An 18,335-nucleotide genomic window follows, 5' to 3' on the forward strand; every position below is an offset into this window, starting at 1 on the left:
ACGAGAGGACAACGCGGGTATTTCCATGCCGATTGCCACGATCCAATCACAGGACACGCCCGAAGGCCTGCATCTTTGCAATTCAGCAGCGGTGCAGGAGGGGGAGGCAAAGGGCTTTGGTCCTTTGACGGGCTTCAGACGCAAGATCATCGTCGTGAGACGAAACGGAACCCTGCATGCCTGGCTTGACGCTTGCCCGCATTATTCCACCGGGACGCCCATGGCCTGGAAAATCGACGCATACCTGAATGGCGAGCGCACCCATCTCACCTGCCATTCTCACAACGCATTGTTCGAGATGGACACGGGAGAATGCATTCTGGGCCCATGTCTGGGACAGAGGCTGACACGCATTGAAATCGCGGTGGACCAGGCCGGTGACGTTTTCGTCATCCCGCCACGCGAAGGAGGAGAAACATGAATTCCGGAATCAAGAAGATACTGGTCATCGGCGGCGGTTTTGCCGGAATGACAGCCGCGCTGCAGCTGTCCCGTCACGGCTTCGAGGTCGATCTGGCCGAAATTGACGCTGGATGGCGTTCCTACGGCGCCGGCATCAGCCTTCACGGCTCGACCCTGCGTGTCCTTAAGGATCTTGGCCTGATCGAACGCTTCCTGGAGGAAGGCTATGCCAGCGATGGCCTCGCCATTTGGGGAGCCGATGATAGCGTTATCATGCGCATTCCGACCCCTCGCGTGGCCGGTGCGGATATTCCAGGCAGTGGCGGCATCATGCGTCCTGCGCTTGCCGGTATCCTTTCCGCAGCGGTCCGTTCATCATCGGTCAATGTCAGGCTCGGGGTAACCTTCACCGAGTTCAACCAGGATGACGATGGCGTTCAGGTCACTTTCAACGATGGGTCCGTGGGTCGCTACGATCTGGTAATCGGAGCAGACGGTCTGTACTCGGCAGTCCGCGCGAGACTCTTTGAAAATGCCCCGAAGCCGCGCTTCATCGGTCAATCCGTATGGCGCGCCGTTCTGCCGAAGCCGCCTGAGATCGATACGGTAACCATGTGGATGGGCCCGAAACTCAAGGTCGGCCTTAACGGGGTCAACAGGGACCAAGTCTATCTGTTCCTGACGGAAGACCGGGAAACAAACGATTTCGTGGCACCGGAGACCTTCGTGGAAACGCTGCGCGCGCTTCTGGAGCGGTTCCCATCGCCCCTCATTCGTAACATTGCAGCAGAACTTTCTTCGGAAAATCACATCATTTATCGGCCACTGGAGCAGATGCTGCTGCCGCGTCCATGGTCGAAAGGTCGGGTCGTGCTGATCGGTGACGCCGTTCACGCGACCACTCCGCACCTCGCAGCCGGTGCCTGTATCGGCATCGAGGACGCGATGGTGCTGGCGCAAGAATTGGGGCGCCACAACAATGCATTGTCTGCCCTGGAAGCCTTCGAAGCCCGCCGTTGGGAACGGTGTCGCATGGTAGTCGAAAATTCCGGCCGCCTCGCGGACATCGAAGTGAAGGGCGGCAGCCGTGAAGAGCATGCATCCATCATGCAAGTGTCGATGAAAACACTCGCAGAAGCAATTTGAGACAAATTTTACGCCGGTGCCGCGGCTGAGGAGACCGCGCGCCCAAGCCCCCCGGCGGATCATCATTGACTGGAGGAGTCATAATGTCAGGACAAAAATTCGGCGTTGCTGGAGCCACGGCACTCGTCATTGGCCACTGCGCAGGGATGCTTGATCTCGTTGCGCTGCCGGTTTGGGTTGGAGCGCTTGTCGAGCGTTTCGGTTTCAGCCCGCAGCAGTCAGGTACCCTCGCGACACTCTTCCTGCTGGGTGCCGTTGCTGCCAGCATGTTCACGGCAGCGCGCTTCAACGGTCTGAACCAGAAGGTGTTGACGGTGGGCGGATTCGCTGTAACGGCAGCCATCTTCCTCTATGCGTCCACCCAAACCTCATTCTCCACGCTGGCAATTGCGCACCTTGCAGCAGGCGTTTCCGTTGGGACCGCACTGTCCATGGTGCACGGCGTCATGGGACAGAGTGTTAATCCTCACCGCTTGTTTGCCATTGCCGGCATGGCACTTGGCCTGTTTGCAATCATCCTTCTCGCAGCAGTGCCGCAACTGCTCATCCTACGCGGCGGGCCGGTGCTGTTTCAGGTCTTCAGCGGCATCATGGCGGTCGCTGCAGTTGTAGCGGCGCTGTTCTTCCGGAACCCCACGAGCATTACCGAACACGAGAAGAAGCCGTTCAATCGCGTCATATGGCTGACGATCCTCGGTATCAGTATCATGACGTTCAATCAGGCCATGGTGTTTTCGTTCGTGGAAGTCATCGGCAAATCTCGTGGCTTTGAGGCGGCACATGTCCTTGGCGTACTGATTGCGCTTGGGTTCGTGAACTTCCTGTTCCCCGCACCGCTGGCGACATTCCTGCAGAACCGTGTGTCGGCACCGTTGGTGACGCAGATCGGTCCCGCGGTACAGGCTGTACTGGCTATCCTCGTCACCTCGGCGACAGCATTCCAGATCTGGGCACCAGCCGCAGCCGTTTTCGTTGCCGTGCAGATTTTCACGCATACCTTCGTCTTCGGCCTTCTGTCTCAGTTGGACCCGACGGGACGCGCGGCGGCGGCAACGCCTGCGATGCTGATGATTGGTGCCGCACTCGGTCCGATCGTCGGAGGTGTTCTGGGTGAAAACCTTGGCTTCGGTGCCCTGGGTGTTGCTGCGGTGCTCGTGGCGGCAAGTTCCATCACCTGCTTCACGCTTGCCCGGTCAGCAGGCGCAGCATTGAAGGTAAAGACGGCATGAGTGCATTCCCTTCGATCACCAGGATCGTCACCGGACATGCACCGGACGGCCGCTCGGTCATCTGGGAACAGGGTTCCCTGCCGACCGTAGTCGAGATTGCAGCCATCCCCGGCACGCTGTTTCATGAAGTCTGGGCCACGTCCGGGGCGCCTGCCCCGGTCGACAATGGTCCGGATCCAAGCCTTGGACCGCTGTCACTGCCACCACCGCCTGGTGGAACCCGGATTCGCTTTGTCGATATTCCTCCGGATACGGAAGAGTTTCTGAGAAACGGGGCCTCCCGGATGGAAGACGCTTTCGACCAGATTGGCGACAAGGCAGCGTCCACCGTCAAGGGCGATTCACCGCATCCCCTGATGCACCGGACGGAATCGATCGACTACGGCATCGTTATCGAGGGTGAAATGACCCTTGTTCTCGATGAGGGTGAAGTGCTGCTGAAGCCCGGTTCGGTCATCGTCCAGCGAGGCACCAATCATGCCTGGGCCAACCGTTCAGGCAAGCCTTGCCGTATGCTCTTCGTCCTTGTCGCTGGTTCCTACGACCCGGACCTCGCCGCAAAACTGGCAGATCAATGAAGCCGGTATGCCCGACTTGAAATCCTTCAAACCTTCAGCCGCTACAGCAGGATCTCGTTCGACATGAAGCTTGCGACATACCATGACGGAACACGCGACGGTCAACTTTGGGTCGTTTCGCGTGATCTCAATCGGGCCGTTCCGGCGACGGCCATCGCCGGTACCATGATTGATGCGATTGAAACGTGGGATGCAGTGCACCCAGCGCTACAGGCTTTGTCCGATCGCCTGAACGCGGGACAGGAACCGTTCGCAACGCCATTCGACGCCGGGCGTTGCCTTGCACCCTTGCCGCGTGCGCCGCAATGGCTCGATGCGTCAGCCTTCCTGAACCATGGGCGGTTGATGGACAAGGCCTTCGACAATCCTCACAATCCCGATTTTGAAACAATTCCCCTGATCTACCAGGGCGCCAGCGACGATCTGCGCGGTCCGCTCGGACCCATGCATTTCCCGGATGACGGGCTGGGCATCGACATGGAAGGGGAGTTCGGCGTCATTCTGTCGGATGTACCCATGGGAACACAGGCAGATGCGGCGCTTCAACACGTGCGGCTCCTTGTACAGATCAACGACTGGTCGCTCAGAGCGCTTGGTCCGCGGGAAATGCGTGCCGGCTTTGGCTTCCTTCAGGCAAAACCATCCACAGCCTTCGCGCCAGTGGCGATCACGCCGGACGAACTGGGGGACTATTGGTCCGATGGACGAATTCACCTCAGACTGGATGTCGAAATAAACGAGCGGAACGTCGGACGAGCAATCGGAAGCGAGATGCACTTTTCATTCGGCCAACTGATTGCGCACTGCGCACGCACACGGCGGCTGTCTGCCGGTACCATTCTGGGTTCCGGCACGGTTTCGAACGCGGATCGCGAAGCGGGTTCCTCCTGTATTTCGGAAATCAGGGTGATAGAGCTCTTTGATGAAGGTGCGTCACGAACGCCCTTCCTGACCTGGGGTGACCGGATACGCATGGAAGCTCGCCTGCCGGATGGCTCGGCACCCTTCGGCATAATTGACCAGACCGTGGCAAAAGGCTGATGCGTATTCTCGTGACAGGCGCCGACGGCTTTCTGGGGCGCGGACTGGTCAACGCGCTGGCGGCGAGAAACAATCGTGCAGACAAGATCACGCTGACTGACCTCGGGCGATCCGAAACTTGTCCGGATTTCATGGATTTCAAGCCTGGAGATCTCGGAGATCCATCGTTTCTGGATGAACTCACTCAATCCGGCTTCGATCTGGTTTTTCATCTCGCAAGCATTCCCGGAAGCCGGGCCGAGCAGGATCAGGCACTCGGCCATCGCGTCAATCTGATGGCGCCCCTGTCTTTGGCAGACAGGCTGGCGGCGGGGAACGCTGGCACCCGATTTGTGTTTGCGTCTTCCATCGCGGTCTATGGAGATCTTGCGTCCCGCACCGTCAATCCCGATACCCCATGTCATCCGCAGCTGACCTACGGCGCACACAAGCTGATGACAGAGATCCTGCTGTCGGACATGACGAGACGCGGCGCACTGTCCACCATAAGCATCCGTTTTCCCGGGATTGTAGCCCGACCGCAGTCGGAGAGCGGGCATGGCTCTGCCTTCATGAGCCAGCTTTTCCACAGGATCCGGGCCAACGAGCCTTTCGAATGCCCGGTGCCAGCAGAGAGCACCTGCTGGTGGATGTCGAGAGACGCGGCAGTGGGTACTCTTCTGCACGCCGCAGGACTGGCGGCCACCGAGGGATGCATCATCCAGCCGCCTGCCCTCAGGGCGACTGTCGCAGAGGTTGTCGAGGCCGCAATGCGCGTCGCTGGCCGCCGGCCACTCGTTTCCTACGGCAGGAATGATGCTCTCCAGCGGATTTTCGGCAGTATGCCTCATCTTGATGCGAGCCAGGCATTCTCACGCGGCTTTCACGCCGATGCCAACGTAGACACGCTGGCGCAGGCCGCATTTTCAGGAGTTTGATCAATGAAGATACTTGACCTGTCTGTAGCCATTGAAAATGATGTTCCGGCGGATCCGCCGGGCCTCGGCCCCCGGATCGACTATACCGGTCACGCACAAGGCAGCGCCGAAGTTCTTCGCTTCTTTCCAGGCCTCAATATTGCCGATGTACCCGGTGGCGAGGGTTGGGCGGTCGAGCAACTCAATCTGACCGCTCATGCAGGGACGCATCTCGACGCACCCTGGCATTTCGCATCGACCATGAACAACGGCGAGAAAGCCTGGACCATCGATGAAGTACCACTCGACTGGTGTATTCGCCCTGGCGTCAAGCTTGATCTGCGTGATCTGCCCGATGGCTATGTGGCGACCGCACAGGATATCGAGGCTGCCGTCAAGGCAAGCGGCCATGACCTGCAGCCCTTCGATATCGTTCTGATCAACACAGCGGCGGGCGCAGCCTATGGACGTCCGGATTTTCTGGGTCGTGGATGCGGCATCGGACGGGCTGCGACGCACTGGCTGATGGACAAGGGCATTCACATTGCGGGAACGGATGCATGGTCGTGGGATGCGCCCTTCCCCGTAACCGCGAAGCGCTTCGCTGAAACCGGGGATGCCGGACTGATATGGGAAGGCCACAAAGCGGCGCGGGAAGGCATTTTCATGCACATGGAAAAGCTGACACGGCTGGAGGAATTGCCGCCATCCGGCTTTACGGTCTCCTGTCTCCCCGTCAAGATCAAGGGCGGATCTGCTGGTTGGTGCCGTGCTGTCGCAATCCTGTCGTAGACCGCGATCGAAAGCGCAAACAGGTTTCCATTTTTCGAGTTTCAACACATCGAGTGAAGGGAGCTTTGAAAGTTTCCATCGACTACTGAAGTGCTTTCGAGCTTCATCTGGCAGGACATGATCCGGGGCCGCATTGGACGAAATCTATGCCGGAGACCACAAGTGGCTCCGGCATAAAACGATGCAAGAACTTCATATCTCAGAGGGTCTTAGCGACCGGTTCCGGTCCGATAGCGAGTTCCACCCGCCCCTTCGGATCCGTACCGCAGCTGCCCGGCAACCTGTTGCAACTGCTGGACGGAATGGCCAAGCTGGAAGCGAGAGAGAAGATCACTGAGTTTGAAGCTTTCCTGAGCGAGGCCTGCGCCGGCCGCATTCATCTCCTCCACCATCGCGGCATTCTGCTGGGTGGCCTGATCCATGTGATTGACCGCTGTATTGACTTCCGCCAGACCGGAAGACTGCTCTTGCGCGGCGGTTGCGATCGCTTCCATGTGACTGTTGATCACCTGAACCAGCTGTTCGATGGCGCCAAGGCCCTCCCCGGTATCGGAGACAAGCTTGACGCCTTCCGATACGGCGGCGGTCGAATTGCTGATCAGGGTCTTGATCTCCTTCGCCGCATTGGCCGAACGCTGCGCCAGTTCCCGAACTTCCTGCGCGACAACGGCAAACCCCTTGCCCGCTTCGCCAGCACGTGCGGCCTCTACCCCGGCGTTCAGCGCAAGGAGATTGGTCTGGAAGGCGATCTCGTCGATGACCGAGATGATCTGGTTGATCTGATGCGAGGCCTGCTCGATCCGCTCCATTGCAGATACGGCATTGCGCACAACTGTACCGGACTGATCGGCTTGCGCACGCGCATCCCGGACGACATTGCGGGCTTCGGCAGCGCGCTTGGATGTAGAGATGACGTTGGCCGTGATCTCTTCGAGGGCTGCTGCGGTTTCCTCCAGTGATGCTGCCTGCTGCTCTGTCCGCTTGGCGAGATTGTCGGAAGCGTCCGAGATTTCTCGCGATCCGTTCGTGACCATGGACGCGGAACCGTTGACACTCAGGAGTGCCGTCCGCAACTGCTCAACCGAGAGATTGAAATCGCTGCGCAAGGTTTCGAATTGCGGCGACAATGGTGACTGGATTTCGCAGAGCATATCACCGGACGCCAGACGGCGGATTGCCTGGGCAAAGGCAGCGGTAGCCTCGTTGAGATGGGCCTCCGCTTCGGCTTCGGCGCGCGCCTGCATTTCGGCCCGTTCAGCTTCAGCGCGCTGGCGGTTGGCCACTGCATCCGCTTCGAGTTGCAGATTCCGGATGGCTGCCTGCCGGAAGATGTCAACCGAACGCGCCATTTCGCCGATCTCATCCTTGCGGTGCGTATACGGGATAGAACTGGTCGTGTCCCCCTCCGCCAAGCCGGTGGTCGAACGCGTGATCCGCCGAATGCTCGTCGACAGGGCGCGCGAGATGCCCGTACTCAAGGCAATGACCAGCAGGACGAACACAGAAAGACCGACCATGATCGCAATCATCGACGTGCGCGCTGTATCCAACCGGTCCTTGGCTCCACTCAAGAGAATCTGACCGTTTTCACGCAGCAGATCGGCGACATAATCCCGTCGGACAGCCATGGCCTTGACGAAGGCAGCGAGATCTTCGGGCTTTCCGGCGAAGTCCTGCAAGCTCTCCATCGCCTTGATCATGTCGACGATGGCTTTCCCTTCCGGCGTACTGAAAAAGGCATCATAACGGCTCACCAGGGCCGGAGAAACCAGTTCGCGGAAGGGCTGCTCATTCAGTCGAACCTGTGCAATAGCGGCATCGAAGCGGGCTTGCTCGGGTTTCCCGAGACTACCTTTCTGGCCAAAGACCTGGCCCATGCGGTTGAGCACCAGATAGCCTTCGTTCACCTTCATCCAGGCCTGGTAGCCGCGAATATCACGGGCAAGCGCCACATCATCGGTCAGCGCGCTGGCGCGAGAAGACAAGTCAAGCGCAGCAGTCGCGATGGGCTGCACGTATCGCAGCGGCATCAGCGGATCCGTATTGCCAGCGTCCACCTGTTGGCGAAATTCGCCGATCTTCGCGTATGTTGCTTCAAACTTGGACCGAAGGGACTGCGTCAGAGGATCGTCATAGCCCAGCGTCTTCAACGTATCGAGTTGCCCAGTGATCTCCTTGTACAAACCGTCAGCCTTGGCCCGGATCTTTGGACGATCCGCTGGCGGCACTGCGCCTTCCATCGGCATCGTCATCATCATTTCGCCGCCCGCATGCGCAAGCTTCGCCATGAATTCCGCGCGGCTCAGACTATCGTACTGTTGATAGGTGTTGAAACAGACGACCGCGCCCAGGCCGACAACCGCCGCCAGTGGCACCAGGACCAGGGTTGAGATCGATTTTCGAAACGATAGGTTTTCAAGCGAAAGCAAATATACTTCCTCCCCAAAAGAATAAGCCTCCAGTCGAACGACTTTAGGATCCAACGTGAAGTTGATCCCGATTTATTGAGGAATCGTTTAATCTCTTTCATAGTAAAAAATAATAATCTTTATATATGATATATGGTCGCAAACAGGTCCTCGGCTACCGCGACGACGTGTTTTGAGCACCGACTGGCGCATCGCCTCAGGCGCCCCTTGGACTGAGAGAGAAAATTTCTCTGGAATAACAGATGCTTGGAAAATCAGCTGACGAGATCGAAGCGCTCGCCGGGTTTCAAGCGGGTTGATGACCCAGATAGTCACCCTTCCAACGCCCGGACTGTAGATTGGCAAATGTCAAGGTTTTGATCATGTCCACAAGACAGCGCGCCGCAAGCGTCCTCTCGGATGCGCCCAGCAAAGCGATGACCCATGTTACCTTGAGACCATCAATCGGCGCCCATTCGAACTGTGTCAGCGGAGAATCCACCATGCCGCAGAAGGGCATGATCGCATACCCCACGTTGCGTCGGATAAGATCATCCATGGGGGCATATTCGGTCTCGACTGCAACCTTGACCCTGCGGCCGATACGGGCGAACTCCGCCTCGATCAAGGTGCGCAGTCCATCCGGACGCGGTGTCAGGATAAGCTTGCGATCGGCGACGCCATCAAGGCTAATCGGCCGATCTGAACGCAAGCCACAGCCGACTGGTCCAACGAGGTAAAGTTGTTCTTCCAGCAGCGGTTCGATCAGGAGATCGGGTTCAGTCAAAGGAGCGGCAAGGATGCCGACATCGATATCTCGAAAGAAGATGGCTTCACGCAGTTGAAGCGAATGCGCGCCGCGTACCCGAAGACGCACATGGGGATAGGTCTCAAGAAAATCCGCCACCAGCTTGCCAGTCAGCATGCGGCCCATGAAGGGAGGCGCGCCAAAAGCCAGCCGCCCGGATGGCGTGTTGGCCGCATGCACAACCTCTTCAGGAACCCGAGCAATCTCTTCCAGGATCCCCTCGGCGCGGCTGCGAAAGACTTCACCCGCCGGAGTAAGCGTCAAACCACGGCCAGTTCGGTGAAACAGGGAGGCGCCCACCTCCTGCTCAAGTGCCGCAATCTGTCGGCTGAGTGCTGGCTGTGAGATATTCAGCTTCTCTGCAACGCGGGAAAGATTTCCCAGTTCTGCAGCCTTCAGGAAATACTCCCATTTGCGAAGGTTCATCCATATCCCTTGATGTCGCCTGATATGCATTTCAAGTTATATCTGAACTGCCGTTCTGTCTATTGATGAAAGTCAATGCGGCTGGAATAGTTGCGACAAGGGTTGAGGAGCCCGCACAGGAGGAGGAAAAAATGTTCAAGCGCGCATTCATGATCGCGGGTGCACTGGCCGTCGCAGCGGTTCCGGCTTTTGCCCAGACGAAGATTGCAATTGGCACACCGCCGATTGCCGAAGTCGAGGCCGCCTTCGTGGCTAAGGATGAAGGTCTCTTCGAGAAGAACGGCCTTCAAGTCGAGTTCCTGCCGACGGGATCAAACCAGACGCTCGTCGCTGCACTCGTGGCGGGCTCGCATCAGATCGTTGCCGTCTCGCCGACTGTGATGCTGCAGGCGGTAGAAAGCGGAATTGACCTTGTGGTCGTCGCCAATTGCGGCGTGACCTCGCCTCGCACGGCCAAGAACGTCGGCCTCGCCGTTCGCGAAGGTGTTGCCATCGACAAACCGGAAGATCTGCTTGGCAAGAAGATCGGCACTCCGAGCATCGGTGGAACGCTCGATATTCTGTTTCGCCAGTGGCTGAAGCAGAAGAAGGTTTCGGACAAAGGCATTACCTTCATAGAAGTCCCTATTCCGAATACTGCTGACGTCCTGAAGGGTGGAACCATCGACGCCATCATTGCGGGACAACCTTCCCTCGGACGCGCCGTCGCCCAGTCAAATGGCAAGATTGCCTTCCACTTCATGTCGGATCTTCCGGCAGATATTCCCTACACGACCTTCGTAACGACCCGGGAGTGGGCAAAGGCAAACGCGGCCACAATCGCTGCCTTCCGCACATCCTTCGGACAGGCTGCTGACTTCATTGGCAAGAATCAGGTTAAGACGCGGGAGATCGTCTCCAAGTATACCCGCCTGCCGCTCGAAGTTCTAAGCAAGATCGAACTTCCGGAATGCAAGCCGGTGCCGACCGTCGCAGCCATCGACTACCTCGACAAGGCAATGCGCGAAGGCGGCATGCTGAAGAGCAAGATCGACACTGCCGGTTTGATTGCCCCATGAGGCTTGGCGCGGGCGCTGATCCAAGCGCCCGCTTTTCTACCCATTCACAGGTGACATCATGACCCAGATGACCGGCGCGGAAGCGCTGACCCGTTTGCTTGTTCCGGAATCCGTTCCGTTCGTCTTCGGTATTGCGGGAGGAAAGCTGAACCCCCTGCTGCATGCCATCTCGCGCGAGCCATCCATCCGATATCTCGGCGTGCGTCACGAAGCCTCGGGGCCTCTGATGGGGGCGGCCATTGCGGCGGCCAGCGGGAGAATCTGTGTCGCACTTGGCGAGATGGGACCGGGTTCGGCCAATCTGGTCGGCGGGCTTGGCACGGCATTCAACAATAATCTTCCCCTTCTACTGATCACGTCCAACAATCATCTGGCCGCGTCCTATCCGAACCGTGGCATGTTCATGGACCTGGATACGCACGCGCTTTTGAAGCCGCTGACCAAATGGAGCGCGGTGGTGCATGATGGGCGCCGGCTGCCGGATCTGGTGCGAGACGCGTTTCGCCATGCGTTGACAGGTCGAAGGGGACCCGTTCACCTGGATATACCGCAGGAAATTCTCAGCGGCCGTTTCGATTTTGACGAAGATGCGCTCGCAGTCCCACCACAGCAGTACCGAGCTATTGAGGGACCTCGCCCATCGGCGACCCAGATCAGTCAGGCAGCGGAGCTTCTGGCAAATGCAAGGCGACCGCTGCTCATTGCTGGCGGCGGTGTCGTATCAGCCGGGGCGGGCGAGCAATTCCGTGACCTTATGAAGCTTATGAAGGCCCCTGCTCTTGCGACGCAGATGGGTATCGGCACCGTTCCATCGACCTCGCCCTACTTCATCGGCCATGGCGGAATCATCGGCGGCGATGCCATACCGGCCGCATTCCGGGAAGCGGATGTTGTTCTTGCTGTCGGGTGCCGTTTCTCATCCTGGCTATGGAACGAAGGGGGCGCCCTGACCAAGGGCGACGCGCATCTCATCAACATTAACATCGACCCGATGAGCCTCGGCGCAAATACGCCACACGCAGTCGGCATTTGGGCCGATGCCGCAAGCGCACTCGATGACCTAACGGCGGCCTTGCGCGCGCGCAACCTTGCAGATTGCTCGGACTGGCTTCACCGGATGCGCTCCGTATATGGCGGCTACAGGCAGAAGCTTGAACATTTGAAGACGGATGATGGCGCGGTTATGCATCCAGCGCGGCTTGGTTTCGCCCTTGGCAGCCTGCTGCCAGATGATGCGCTGATCGTCTATGATGGTGGACATACATCCTTCTGGAGCAATGATCTGACGCCAGCGCTTGCTGAAAGAACGCGGTTCCACGAACCGGGCATGTGCCAGCTGGGATTTGGGACGCCTTATGCGGTTGCGCTCAAATTGCTGCATCCCGATCGACCCGTCTTCAACATCTGCGGCGACGGTGCCTTCGGTTTCACGCTCTCGGAGCTCGATACCGCCCGTCGTGCCGGCTTGCCGATCATCAACATCATCCATAACAATGCGTCCTGGGGTGTCATCAAGATGGGTCAGCGAAGGAGCTTCGACTTTTCCTTCGGGACCGACCTGGATGGAACGGATTATGCCGAGATCGCTCGTGGTTTTGGCTGCCATGGCGAGGTTGTCAGCTCGGTGGAAGAAATAGAACCGGCGCTGCAGCGTGCGATCGCCTCCGGTCTTCCAGCGGTTCTGGATTGCCGTGTCCGCTTCGAAGCCCATCCCAGCATGCCGTATTTTGCAAAGATGAATGCCTATGGCTTTCAGAAAGGCACAGCCGCCGGACCCCATGCTGCGCTGGTGAAAGGAGCCTGACATGATTGCGATGCAAAGCCAGTCCACTGCTTCCAAGAAGACCGTGCCCGATTCCGAGATGAGCACGCTTGAGCCACGCATCAGGATTAGCGATGTGACGCTCTCCTATGGTGCCTTGCAGATCATCGGCGGGATCAGCGTGGACATCGCTCCGGGCGAAACGATTTCCGTCATTGGCCCGTCAGGGTGCGGCAAAACCACACTTCTTCGCATGCTGGCGGGCCTTGCTCGCCCGACATCCGGCAGTGTGGAGCTCGATGGGGCGGTCCTCGGCGGACCGGATCGCTCCATCGCCATCGTTTTTCAGGATTACGGCAAAGCGCTTCTGCCTTGGCGGACGGCAGCGGGCAACGTATCCCTTGCGCTCGAAGCTCGAGGCTGCCCTGCCAAGGAGCGGCCGGCCATCATTCAGGATCTTCTACAGAAGATAGGTCTTGGACGGCACGCCGACAAATATCCCTCTGAAATGTCCGGCGGCATGCAGCAGCGCCTTCAGATTGCCCGATGCCTTGCGCAGGAACCGAAGGTTCTTCTCATGGACGAGCCATTCGGTGCGCTGGATGCCATGACGCGACAAGCGTTGCAGGACGAGGTTCTGGGGCTTGTCGCAACCACCGGCGCAACGATGGTTTTCGTCACGCATGATCTGGAGGAAGCCATCTATCTCGGTGACCGGATCGTATGCCTCCAGCCAAACCCAGGGCGTATAGGGCGCATTGTCGATGTGCGCCTTGCCCGCCCGCGCGATCAGTTGCTGACCCGCGAGGATCCGGAATTCCTGCGCTTGCGGCGTGAACTCTACGACCTGATCAAGGACGACCACCAATGATTGCCGCATTCGGGAAAAGTTGGCGGGCAGCCCTTCTGCCATTGGGCGTGATCGCCGTCGCGCAAATCACTGCGACGGCAACAAGACTGGAAAGCGATAGTCTCGCCAGTCCGGCCGCCATTGTGCTCGCCCTGTTCAGCGTAATTGCGGATGGTTCCCTCTTGCGCGCAACCTTCGATACTCTGACAGCCGCTTTCTTCGGCTGTATCATCGGGGTCGGGTTGGGATCGCTGATCGGCATCGTGCTGGGCCTTTTTCGTCTCGCAGACGATCTGCTCGACCTGACCATCGAATTGCTGCGTCCGGTCCCGGTCGTTGCGCTCATTCCTGTCGTGATGATGCTTCTGGGCTTTGGCGCCGGCATGGAAGTCGTCATCATCTCGCTCGGACTTCTCTGGCCTTCCGTCGTCCTTGCGCGTGCTGCCGTTAAAGAAGTTGAGCCGAGACTGATGGAGGTGTCGGCTGTACTCCAGCTCGGCTTTTCGGCAAGGCTGCGCAAGGTCGTGCTTCCCGCGATCCTGCCGCAGCTCTTCATGTCGTTGAAACTCGCGGCGGGCTACGCGCTCGTCGTGGCGGTCACGGTAGAGATCACCGCCAATCCGTTCGGCCTCGGCTATGGAATCATGATGGCACAGCAGGCCCTTCGTCCGGCGGAGATGTTTGCCTACCTCGTCTGGATCGGCACGATTGGATGGGTGATCAGCATGGGTCTCAATGCAGTACAACGCATCTTCTTTCCAGCCTATGCGAAGGGAGAACGCCAATGACGGGATTCTCATTCAGAAAATTCGGACTTGGTTTGTCGGGCCTCGCAGCATTCCTCCTGATCTGGAAACTTGTCACCGACGCGAAGATCGTTTCGCCGATCTTTCTGCCCGGACCGGAGCGCACATTCACCGCGCTCATGAATGGGCTGGCCGGCGGCCCTCTTCTGGGACAGACGGTTGAGACAGTAGAGCGCATGCTACTGGGCTGGCTGCTCGCTTCTCTTGTCGGCATTCTGCTAGGCGCGCTCATCGGCGTATCGCGACGCGCTCGAACATATATCGCACCGACCCTCGAATTGCTGCGCCCGTTGCCAGCCTCGGCCATGATCCCGATTGCCATCGCGTTTCTTGGCTTCTCGGACCAGATGGTTCTCGTGGTGATCGCCTTTGGCGCTCTATGGCCGATGCTTCTCGCAACGATCCATGGCTTTGCCGCTATGGAGCCTCGTCTTTATGAGGTAAGCGCAGTCCTCGGGCTCAACCGCCTTCAGGTCATCTGGAAGCTCGCTCTGCCCAGCGCCATGCCCATGGTTCTCGCCAGCCTTCGGCTCGGGCTCACCATCTCCCTTATTCTCGCCGTCGTCGGAGAGATGCTGGCCAGCCGGGAAGGATTGGGCCAAAGTATTCTGCTCGCCAGTCGAAGCTTCCGCTCGGCCGATCTTTTCGCCGGTATCGTCATTCTGGGCGCCATCGGCCTGATAGGCAGCCGCCTTCTATCGATGGCCGAACGCCGGTTGCTGCGCTGGCAGGCCTCTTCCCGCTAATCCAACCTAACTTATTGAAAGTGTCCCATGTTCAAACTCGCTGACGCAACGACTATCATCGATGCAGCTCTGACCGAAGCACGCGTCCGCTCTCTTGCGCCGCTCGCCGTCGCAGTCCTCGACGCAGGCGGGCATCTCATTGCCTACAAACGCGAAGACGGTGCCGGTATCGTCCGTTTCGACATCGCCTTTGGCAAGGCCTGGGGCTCTCTGGGCATGGGGTTCGGAACCCGAGAGTTGACCGAACGCGCCGCCAAGAACCCCACCTTCATCACCATCCTCGCCTCGGTGAGCGGTGGGCGCATGGTGCCCTCTCCGGGTGGTGTCCTGGTTGTCGATCAGGCGGGTGAAGTGATCGGAGCCGTCGGCATATCAGGCGATATCGGCGACAATGATGAGGTTTGCGCGATTGTCGGCATAGAGCGCGCCGGTTTCCGCGCTGCGCCAAAGGGCTTGACGGACTAAACCCGTCAACACCGCGGAGGATGGCCGGGATAAAAACCCGGTCGAAAGAGGAGAGAGGGAGGAAGTCATGCAGTCGATCCGTTTTCTGGCTGCGCTTGCGGCATGTCTGGTGCAAGCCTTGCCCGCGCAGGCGCAAATGTCTGCCAATCCGCCGGAGATCGGCGAAGGTGTGCGTGCCTTCGGCGACAAACTCGGGCCAGACGTCGTGAAGGGCGTCACAACACTATATCGACCCCTGCACGAGGTAGCGTCGAAGGAAGGAGTGAAGGTCGAGAAGGATCTCGCCTATGGTAACGGTGAGCGCCAGAAGCTCGACCTCTACATCCCGTCCACCCTTCCTGAAGGAGCAAAGCCGCCTGTCCTTGTCTTCGCCCATGGCGGCGGCTTTGTGCGTGGCGATAAAAAGGACGTGTCGCACTTCGGCTATTACTTTGCCCAGCACGGGATTGTGACAGCACTGATCAACTACGGCTTCGCGCCCCAGGCGCGTTTTCCGGCAGGTGGGGAAGATGTCGGCAAGGCCGTTGCCTGGCTGCGAACCAATTCGTCAGCCCATCCGGGCGATACCAGGTCGATTTTCGTTTCCGGGAATTCGGCGGGTGCAACCCATGCCGCGACGTTCGGCTTCGTCACCTCCGCCTCAAGCCAGGACGACGGTGTGCGAGGCCTCATCCTGATCTCGATTCCGACCGCCGATGCAGAGGATCTCGCGGCACAGGACAAGGTCTATTACGGTGAGGACGCAAGCCAGTATCCGCAAATGTCGATCATACGGCGTATTGCTGATCGCAAGCTGCCCGTGTTCCTCGCAGTTGCCGAGAACGACATGCCGTCCATCCAGCGCCAGAACAAGAAACTGGTGGATGCGCTGTTCAATCGCGACAGCCGTCTGCCCGTCTACAAGACAGCACTTGGCCACAATCATATCTCGATCATCGAACACTTCGGAACTGCGGACGAAAGCCTCGGTCCGGACATCCTAGAATTCATCCGTCAGAACCGGACGAAATAGATCGAAATCCTCATCAAGGCGAAGCTGGTGGCATCATGCTGCCAGCTTCGCCCGTTTCGAGATCTGCGCGAATAATGTCTGCCGTCTGCTCATAGTGCCGCTGCAGAAGCCGCACGGCCTCATCGCTGTTCTTGTCCAGCACGACCTGCAGGATCTCGCTGTGCTCCTGACTGACCTTGCGCACCCGATACGCCTTTCGAATGGACAATGCACGGTAGCGGTTCAACCGATCCGCAAGCTGCTCGCAGAAACCGATCAGCGGGCGTGAACCGCAGCCGTCGATCAATCGGTCGTGGAAGGCCCTGTGAAGCCGCTCCCATTCAGGGTTGCTCTCGAAACGTTCTGAATTGAGCGAACGCGGCGCGCGCTCCAGCCGGTGATGAGCGACCAAAAGTGCCTCTTCCCAGGCCGCAGTCGCGTTCGCAATGGATTCGCGCAAAGCAAGGCCCTCGACCCAGCAGCGTGTTTTCGTGAGTTCTCCAAGCTCTTCAAGGCTGATCGGCTTTACGAAGAAGCCTCGCTGCTCTTTGCCTATGACCAGATCCTCTGTCGTCAAACGGTTGAGCGCCTCCCGCAGGGGCGTCTGGCCCGCATCATAGGTTTCCATGAGAAACCGCAACTGAAGCTTGCGGCCGGGCTCCAGCGTTGCGGATAGGATATCAGCCTTCAAGCGCTCGTAGATGCTGCTGGTCAGCGTTGCGGGGCTCTCGCCCGCTTTCGACTGCATTTCGATATTCATGCCACCCCACCGCGATTTGTGTGATTTTATATACAATCAAGCGATCAAAGTAAAATATATAAATTTTTGCTTTATGGACTAAATTTTGTATATTACCACACTGGCAGCGGAGGAGCAGGGAATGAGCCAGATACAAGCAAGTCGCTTCAGAAGCGGGTGCACCTGCCGCGGCATTGACGTTCACTGCCATGTCGTACCGTCCAGCTTTCCGGGAGCGCCTGGAGGCGAAACGCTTCCCGGCTGGCCGTCCATGACACCCGTTGAGAACTGCCACGCGACAGTCGTCATTAATGACAAGCCCTATCGAACCGTGAGTGATGCCTGCTGGCTTGCAGAGCGTCGGATCGAAGAAATGGATCGCGCAGGCATCGCGGTACAGGCGCTCTCTCCCATGCCGGAACTGTTCGGCTACTGGATTGACGCGGCAGCGGCAGCGATCCTCATCCGGCATGTCAATGATGTGATCGCAGGTATGGTCAGTGAGGGGGCGGGCCGGTTCGTCGGGTTGGGCGGACTACCGCTGCAGGATATCAATCTTGCCATTGCTGAACTGCATCGCGTGGTTTCGGAGCTCGGCTTCCGTGGCGTCGAAATTGGCAGCAACATAAATGGCGTACCGATCGGAGATCCCCGCTTTCATCCGTTCTTTGCGGAGGCAGAGCGTCTTGGAGCCGCGGTATTCGTACACGCCGTAAGGCCCGCCGGGATGGATCGTCTGGTTGGCCCCGCTCCCCTGCAGCAGGTTCTCGCCTACCCGACGGATGTGGGTCTTGCCGCGGCTTCCGTCATCACCAGCGGTTTGTTGCAGAAGTTTCCGGGCCTGCGCATCGCCTTCAGCCATGGCGGCGGGACACTTGCATCCCTGCTTCCCCGTTTGCAGCAGGGGTACCAGACATTTCCGGCACTGAAAGACAGCCTGTCGCAGCCGCCCGTCGAGCAGGCGCGCAAGCTCTATGTCGATTCCCTTGTATTCGACGCGGATATGCTCTCGCACATCGTATCCGTCTTTGGCGAAGACCGGGTGATGATCGGCACCGATTACCCATTCAATTTCCGCGAGAAAGAACCAGTCAGGCGCATCGAGCAGATTTCTGCCGATCCGACCCTGAGCGAACGCCTGACGTTCCGCAATGCGCTCGCCTTTCTCGGGATGGACGAGGAGACTTTATGA

18 protein-coding genes are annotated in these 18,335 nt (G+C 58.7%); 15 read left to right on the plus strand and 3 right to left on the minus strand.

Going from position 1 to position 18,335, the window contains the following annotated elements:
* Positions 1–25 precede the first annotated feature (25 nt).
* From ASD54_RS22795 to ASD54_RS22825, 7 genes are all read left to right on the plus strand, one after another.
* The gene (locus ASD54_RS22795) at positions 26–421 is read left to right on the plus strand and encodes a Rieske 2Fe-2S domain-containing protein (RefSeq protein WP_062556835.1); all 396 of its coding nucleotides are present in this window, start codon (positions 26–28) and stop codon (positions 419–421) included.
* Positions 418–1,548, plus strand: coding sequence for an FAD-dependent oxidoreductase (locus ASD54_RS22800; RefSeq protein WP_062556836.1), 1,131 nt, complete (start codon positions 418–420; stop codon positions 1,546–1,548). The genes ASD54_RS22795 and ASD54_RS22800 overlap by 4 nt, the downstream gene beginning before the upstream one ends.
* 83 nt (positions 1,549–1,631) lie before the next feature.
* The gene (locus tag ASD54_RS22805) at positions 1,632–2,777 is read left to right on the plus strand and encodes an MFS transporter (protein ID WP_062556837.1); all 1,146 of its coding nucleotides are present in this window, start codon (positions 1,632–1,634) and stop codon (positions 2,775–2,777) included.
* Entirely contained in the window at positions 2,774–3,355 is a 582-nt protein-coding gene (locus tag ASD54_RS22810) for a cupin domain-containing protein (RefSeq protein ID WP_062556838.1), read from the plus strand. Before ASD54_RS22805 ends, ASD54_RS22810 begins: the two co-directional genes overlap by 4 nt.
* 63 nt (positions 3,356–3,418) lie before the next feature.
* On the plus strand, positions 3,419–4,396 hold the full coding sequence (locus ASD54_RS22815; RefSeq protein WP_062556839.1) for a fumarylacetoacetate hydrolase family protein: 978 nt from the start codon (positions 3,419–3,421) through the stop codon (positions 4,394–4,396).
* Complete coding sequence (locus ASD54_RS22820) at positions 4,396–5,313, plus strand: NAD-dependent epimerase/dehydratase family protein (protein ID WP_062556840.1); 918 nt, start codon at positions 4,396–4,398, stop codon at positions 5,311–5,313. Before ASD54_RS22815 ends, ASD54_RS22820 begins: the two co-directional genes overlap by 1 nt.
* Before the next feature lie 3 nt (positions 5,314–5,316).
* Positions 5,317–6,084, plus strand: coding sequence for a cyclase family protein (locus ASD54_RS22825; protein WP_062556841.1), 768 nt, complete (start codon positions 5,317–5,319; stop codon positions 6,082–6,084).
* 209 nt (positions 6,085–6,293) lie between these two features.
* Here the strand turns inward: ASD54_RS22825 and ASD54_RS22830 are convergent, their stop codons facing one another.
* The gene (locus tag ASD54_RS22830) at positions 6,294–8,513 is read right to left on the minus strand and encodes a methyl-accepting chemotaxis protein (RefSeq protein WP_062556842.1); all 2,220 of its coding nucleotides are present in this window, start codon (positions 8,511–8,513) and stop codon (positions 6,294–6,296) included.
* A gap of 286 nt (positions 8,514–8,799) precedes the next feature.
* Positions 8,800–9,726: a LysR family transcriptional regulator gene (locus ASD54_RS22835; RefSeq protein ID WP_062556843.1), complete on the minus strand. Its 927-nt coding sequence runs from the start codon at positions 9,724–9,726 to the stop codon at positions 8,800–8,802.
* A gap of 131 nt (positions 9,727–9,857) precedes the next feature.
* On the opposite strand from ASD54_RS22835, the gene ASD54_RS22840 reads away from it, so the two are divergent.
* The 7 genes from ASD54_RS22840 (at position 9,858) to ASD54_RS22870 (ending at position 16,425) form a co-directional block, all read left to right on the plus strand.
* Positions 9,858–10,784: an ABC transporter substrate-binding protein gene (locus ASD54_RS22840; RefSeq protein WP_062556844.1), complete on the plus strand. Its 927-nt coding sequence runs from the start codon at positions 9,858–9,860 to the stop codon at positions 10,782–10,784.
* 58 nt (positions 10,785–10,842) lie between these two features.
* Entirely contained in the window at positions 10,843–12,588 is a 1,746-nt protein-coding gene (locus ASD54_RS22845) for a thiamine pyrophosphate-binding protein (RefSeq protein ID WP_062556845.1), read from the plus strand.
* 1 nt (position 12,589) lies between these two features.
* Positions 12,590–13,417, plus strand: a complete 828-nt coding sequence (locus ASD54_RS22850; RefSeq protein WP_244484825.1) for an ABC transporter ATP-binding protein — start codon at positions 12,590–12,592, stop codon at positions 13,415–13,417.
* Positions 13,414–14,184 carry an ABC transporter permease subunit gene (locus ASD54_RS22855; RefSeq protein ID WP_062556846.1) on the plus strand — a complete coding sequence of 257 codons (771 nt, stop codon included), beginning with the start codon at positions 13,414–13,416 and terminating at the stop codon, positions 14,182–14,184. Before ASD54_RS22850 ends, ASD54_RS22855 begins: the two co-directional genes overlap by 4 nt.
* Positions 14,181–14,948 carry an ABC transporter permease gene (locus ASD54_RS22860; RefSeq protein ID WP_062556847.1) on the plus strand — a complete coding sequence of 256 codons (768 nt, stop codon included), beginning with the start codon at positions 14,181–14,183 and terminating at the stop codon, positions 14,946–14,948. Before ASD54_RS22855 ends, ASD54_RS22860 begins: the two co-directional genes overlap by 4 nt.
* A 27-nt stretch (positions 14,949–14,975) precedes the next feature.
* Positions 14,976–15,413, plus strand: coding sequence for a heme-binding protein (locus ASD54_RS22865; protein WP_062556848.1), 438 nt, complete (start codon positions 14,976–14,978; stop codon positions 15,411–15,413).
* A 67-nt stretch (positions 15,414–15,480) separates the two neighbouring features.
* Positions 15,481–16,425, plus strand: coding sequence for an alpha/beta hydrolase (locus ASD54_RS22870; protein WP_062556849.1), 945 nt, complete (start codon positions 15,481–15,483; stop codon positions 16,423–16,425).
* A gap of 13 nt (positions 16,426–16,438) precedes the next feature.
* On the opposite strand, the gene ASD54_RS22875 is transcribed toward ASD54_RS22870, so the two are convergent.
* Positions 16,439–17,164 (minus strand): GntR family transcriptional regulator, encoded by a 726-nt coding sequence (locus ASD54_RS22875; RefSeq protein WP_062556850.1) that lies wholly within the window; start codon positions 17,162–17,164, stop codon positions 16,439–16,441.
* Between the two features lie 121 nt (positions 17,165–17,285).
* On the opposite strand from ASD54_RS22875, the gene ASD54_RS22880 reads away from it, so the two are divergent.
* Positions 17,286–18,335, plus strand: coding sequence for an amidohydrolase family protein (locus ASD54_RS22880; RefSeq protein WP_062556851.1), 1,050 nt, complete (start codon positions 17,286–17,288; stop codon positions 18,333–18,335).

The organism is Rhizobium sp. Root149, from assembly GCF_001427345.1.
Lineage (GTDB): Bacteria > Pseudomonadota > Alphaproteobacteria > Rhizobiales > Rhizobiaceae > Neorhizobium > Neorhizobium rhizoryzae.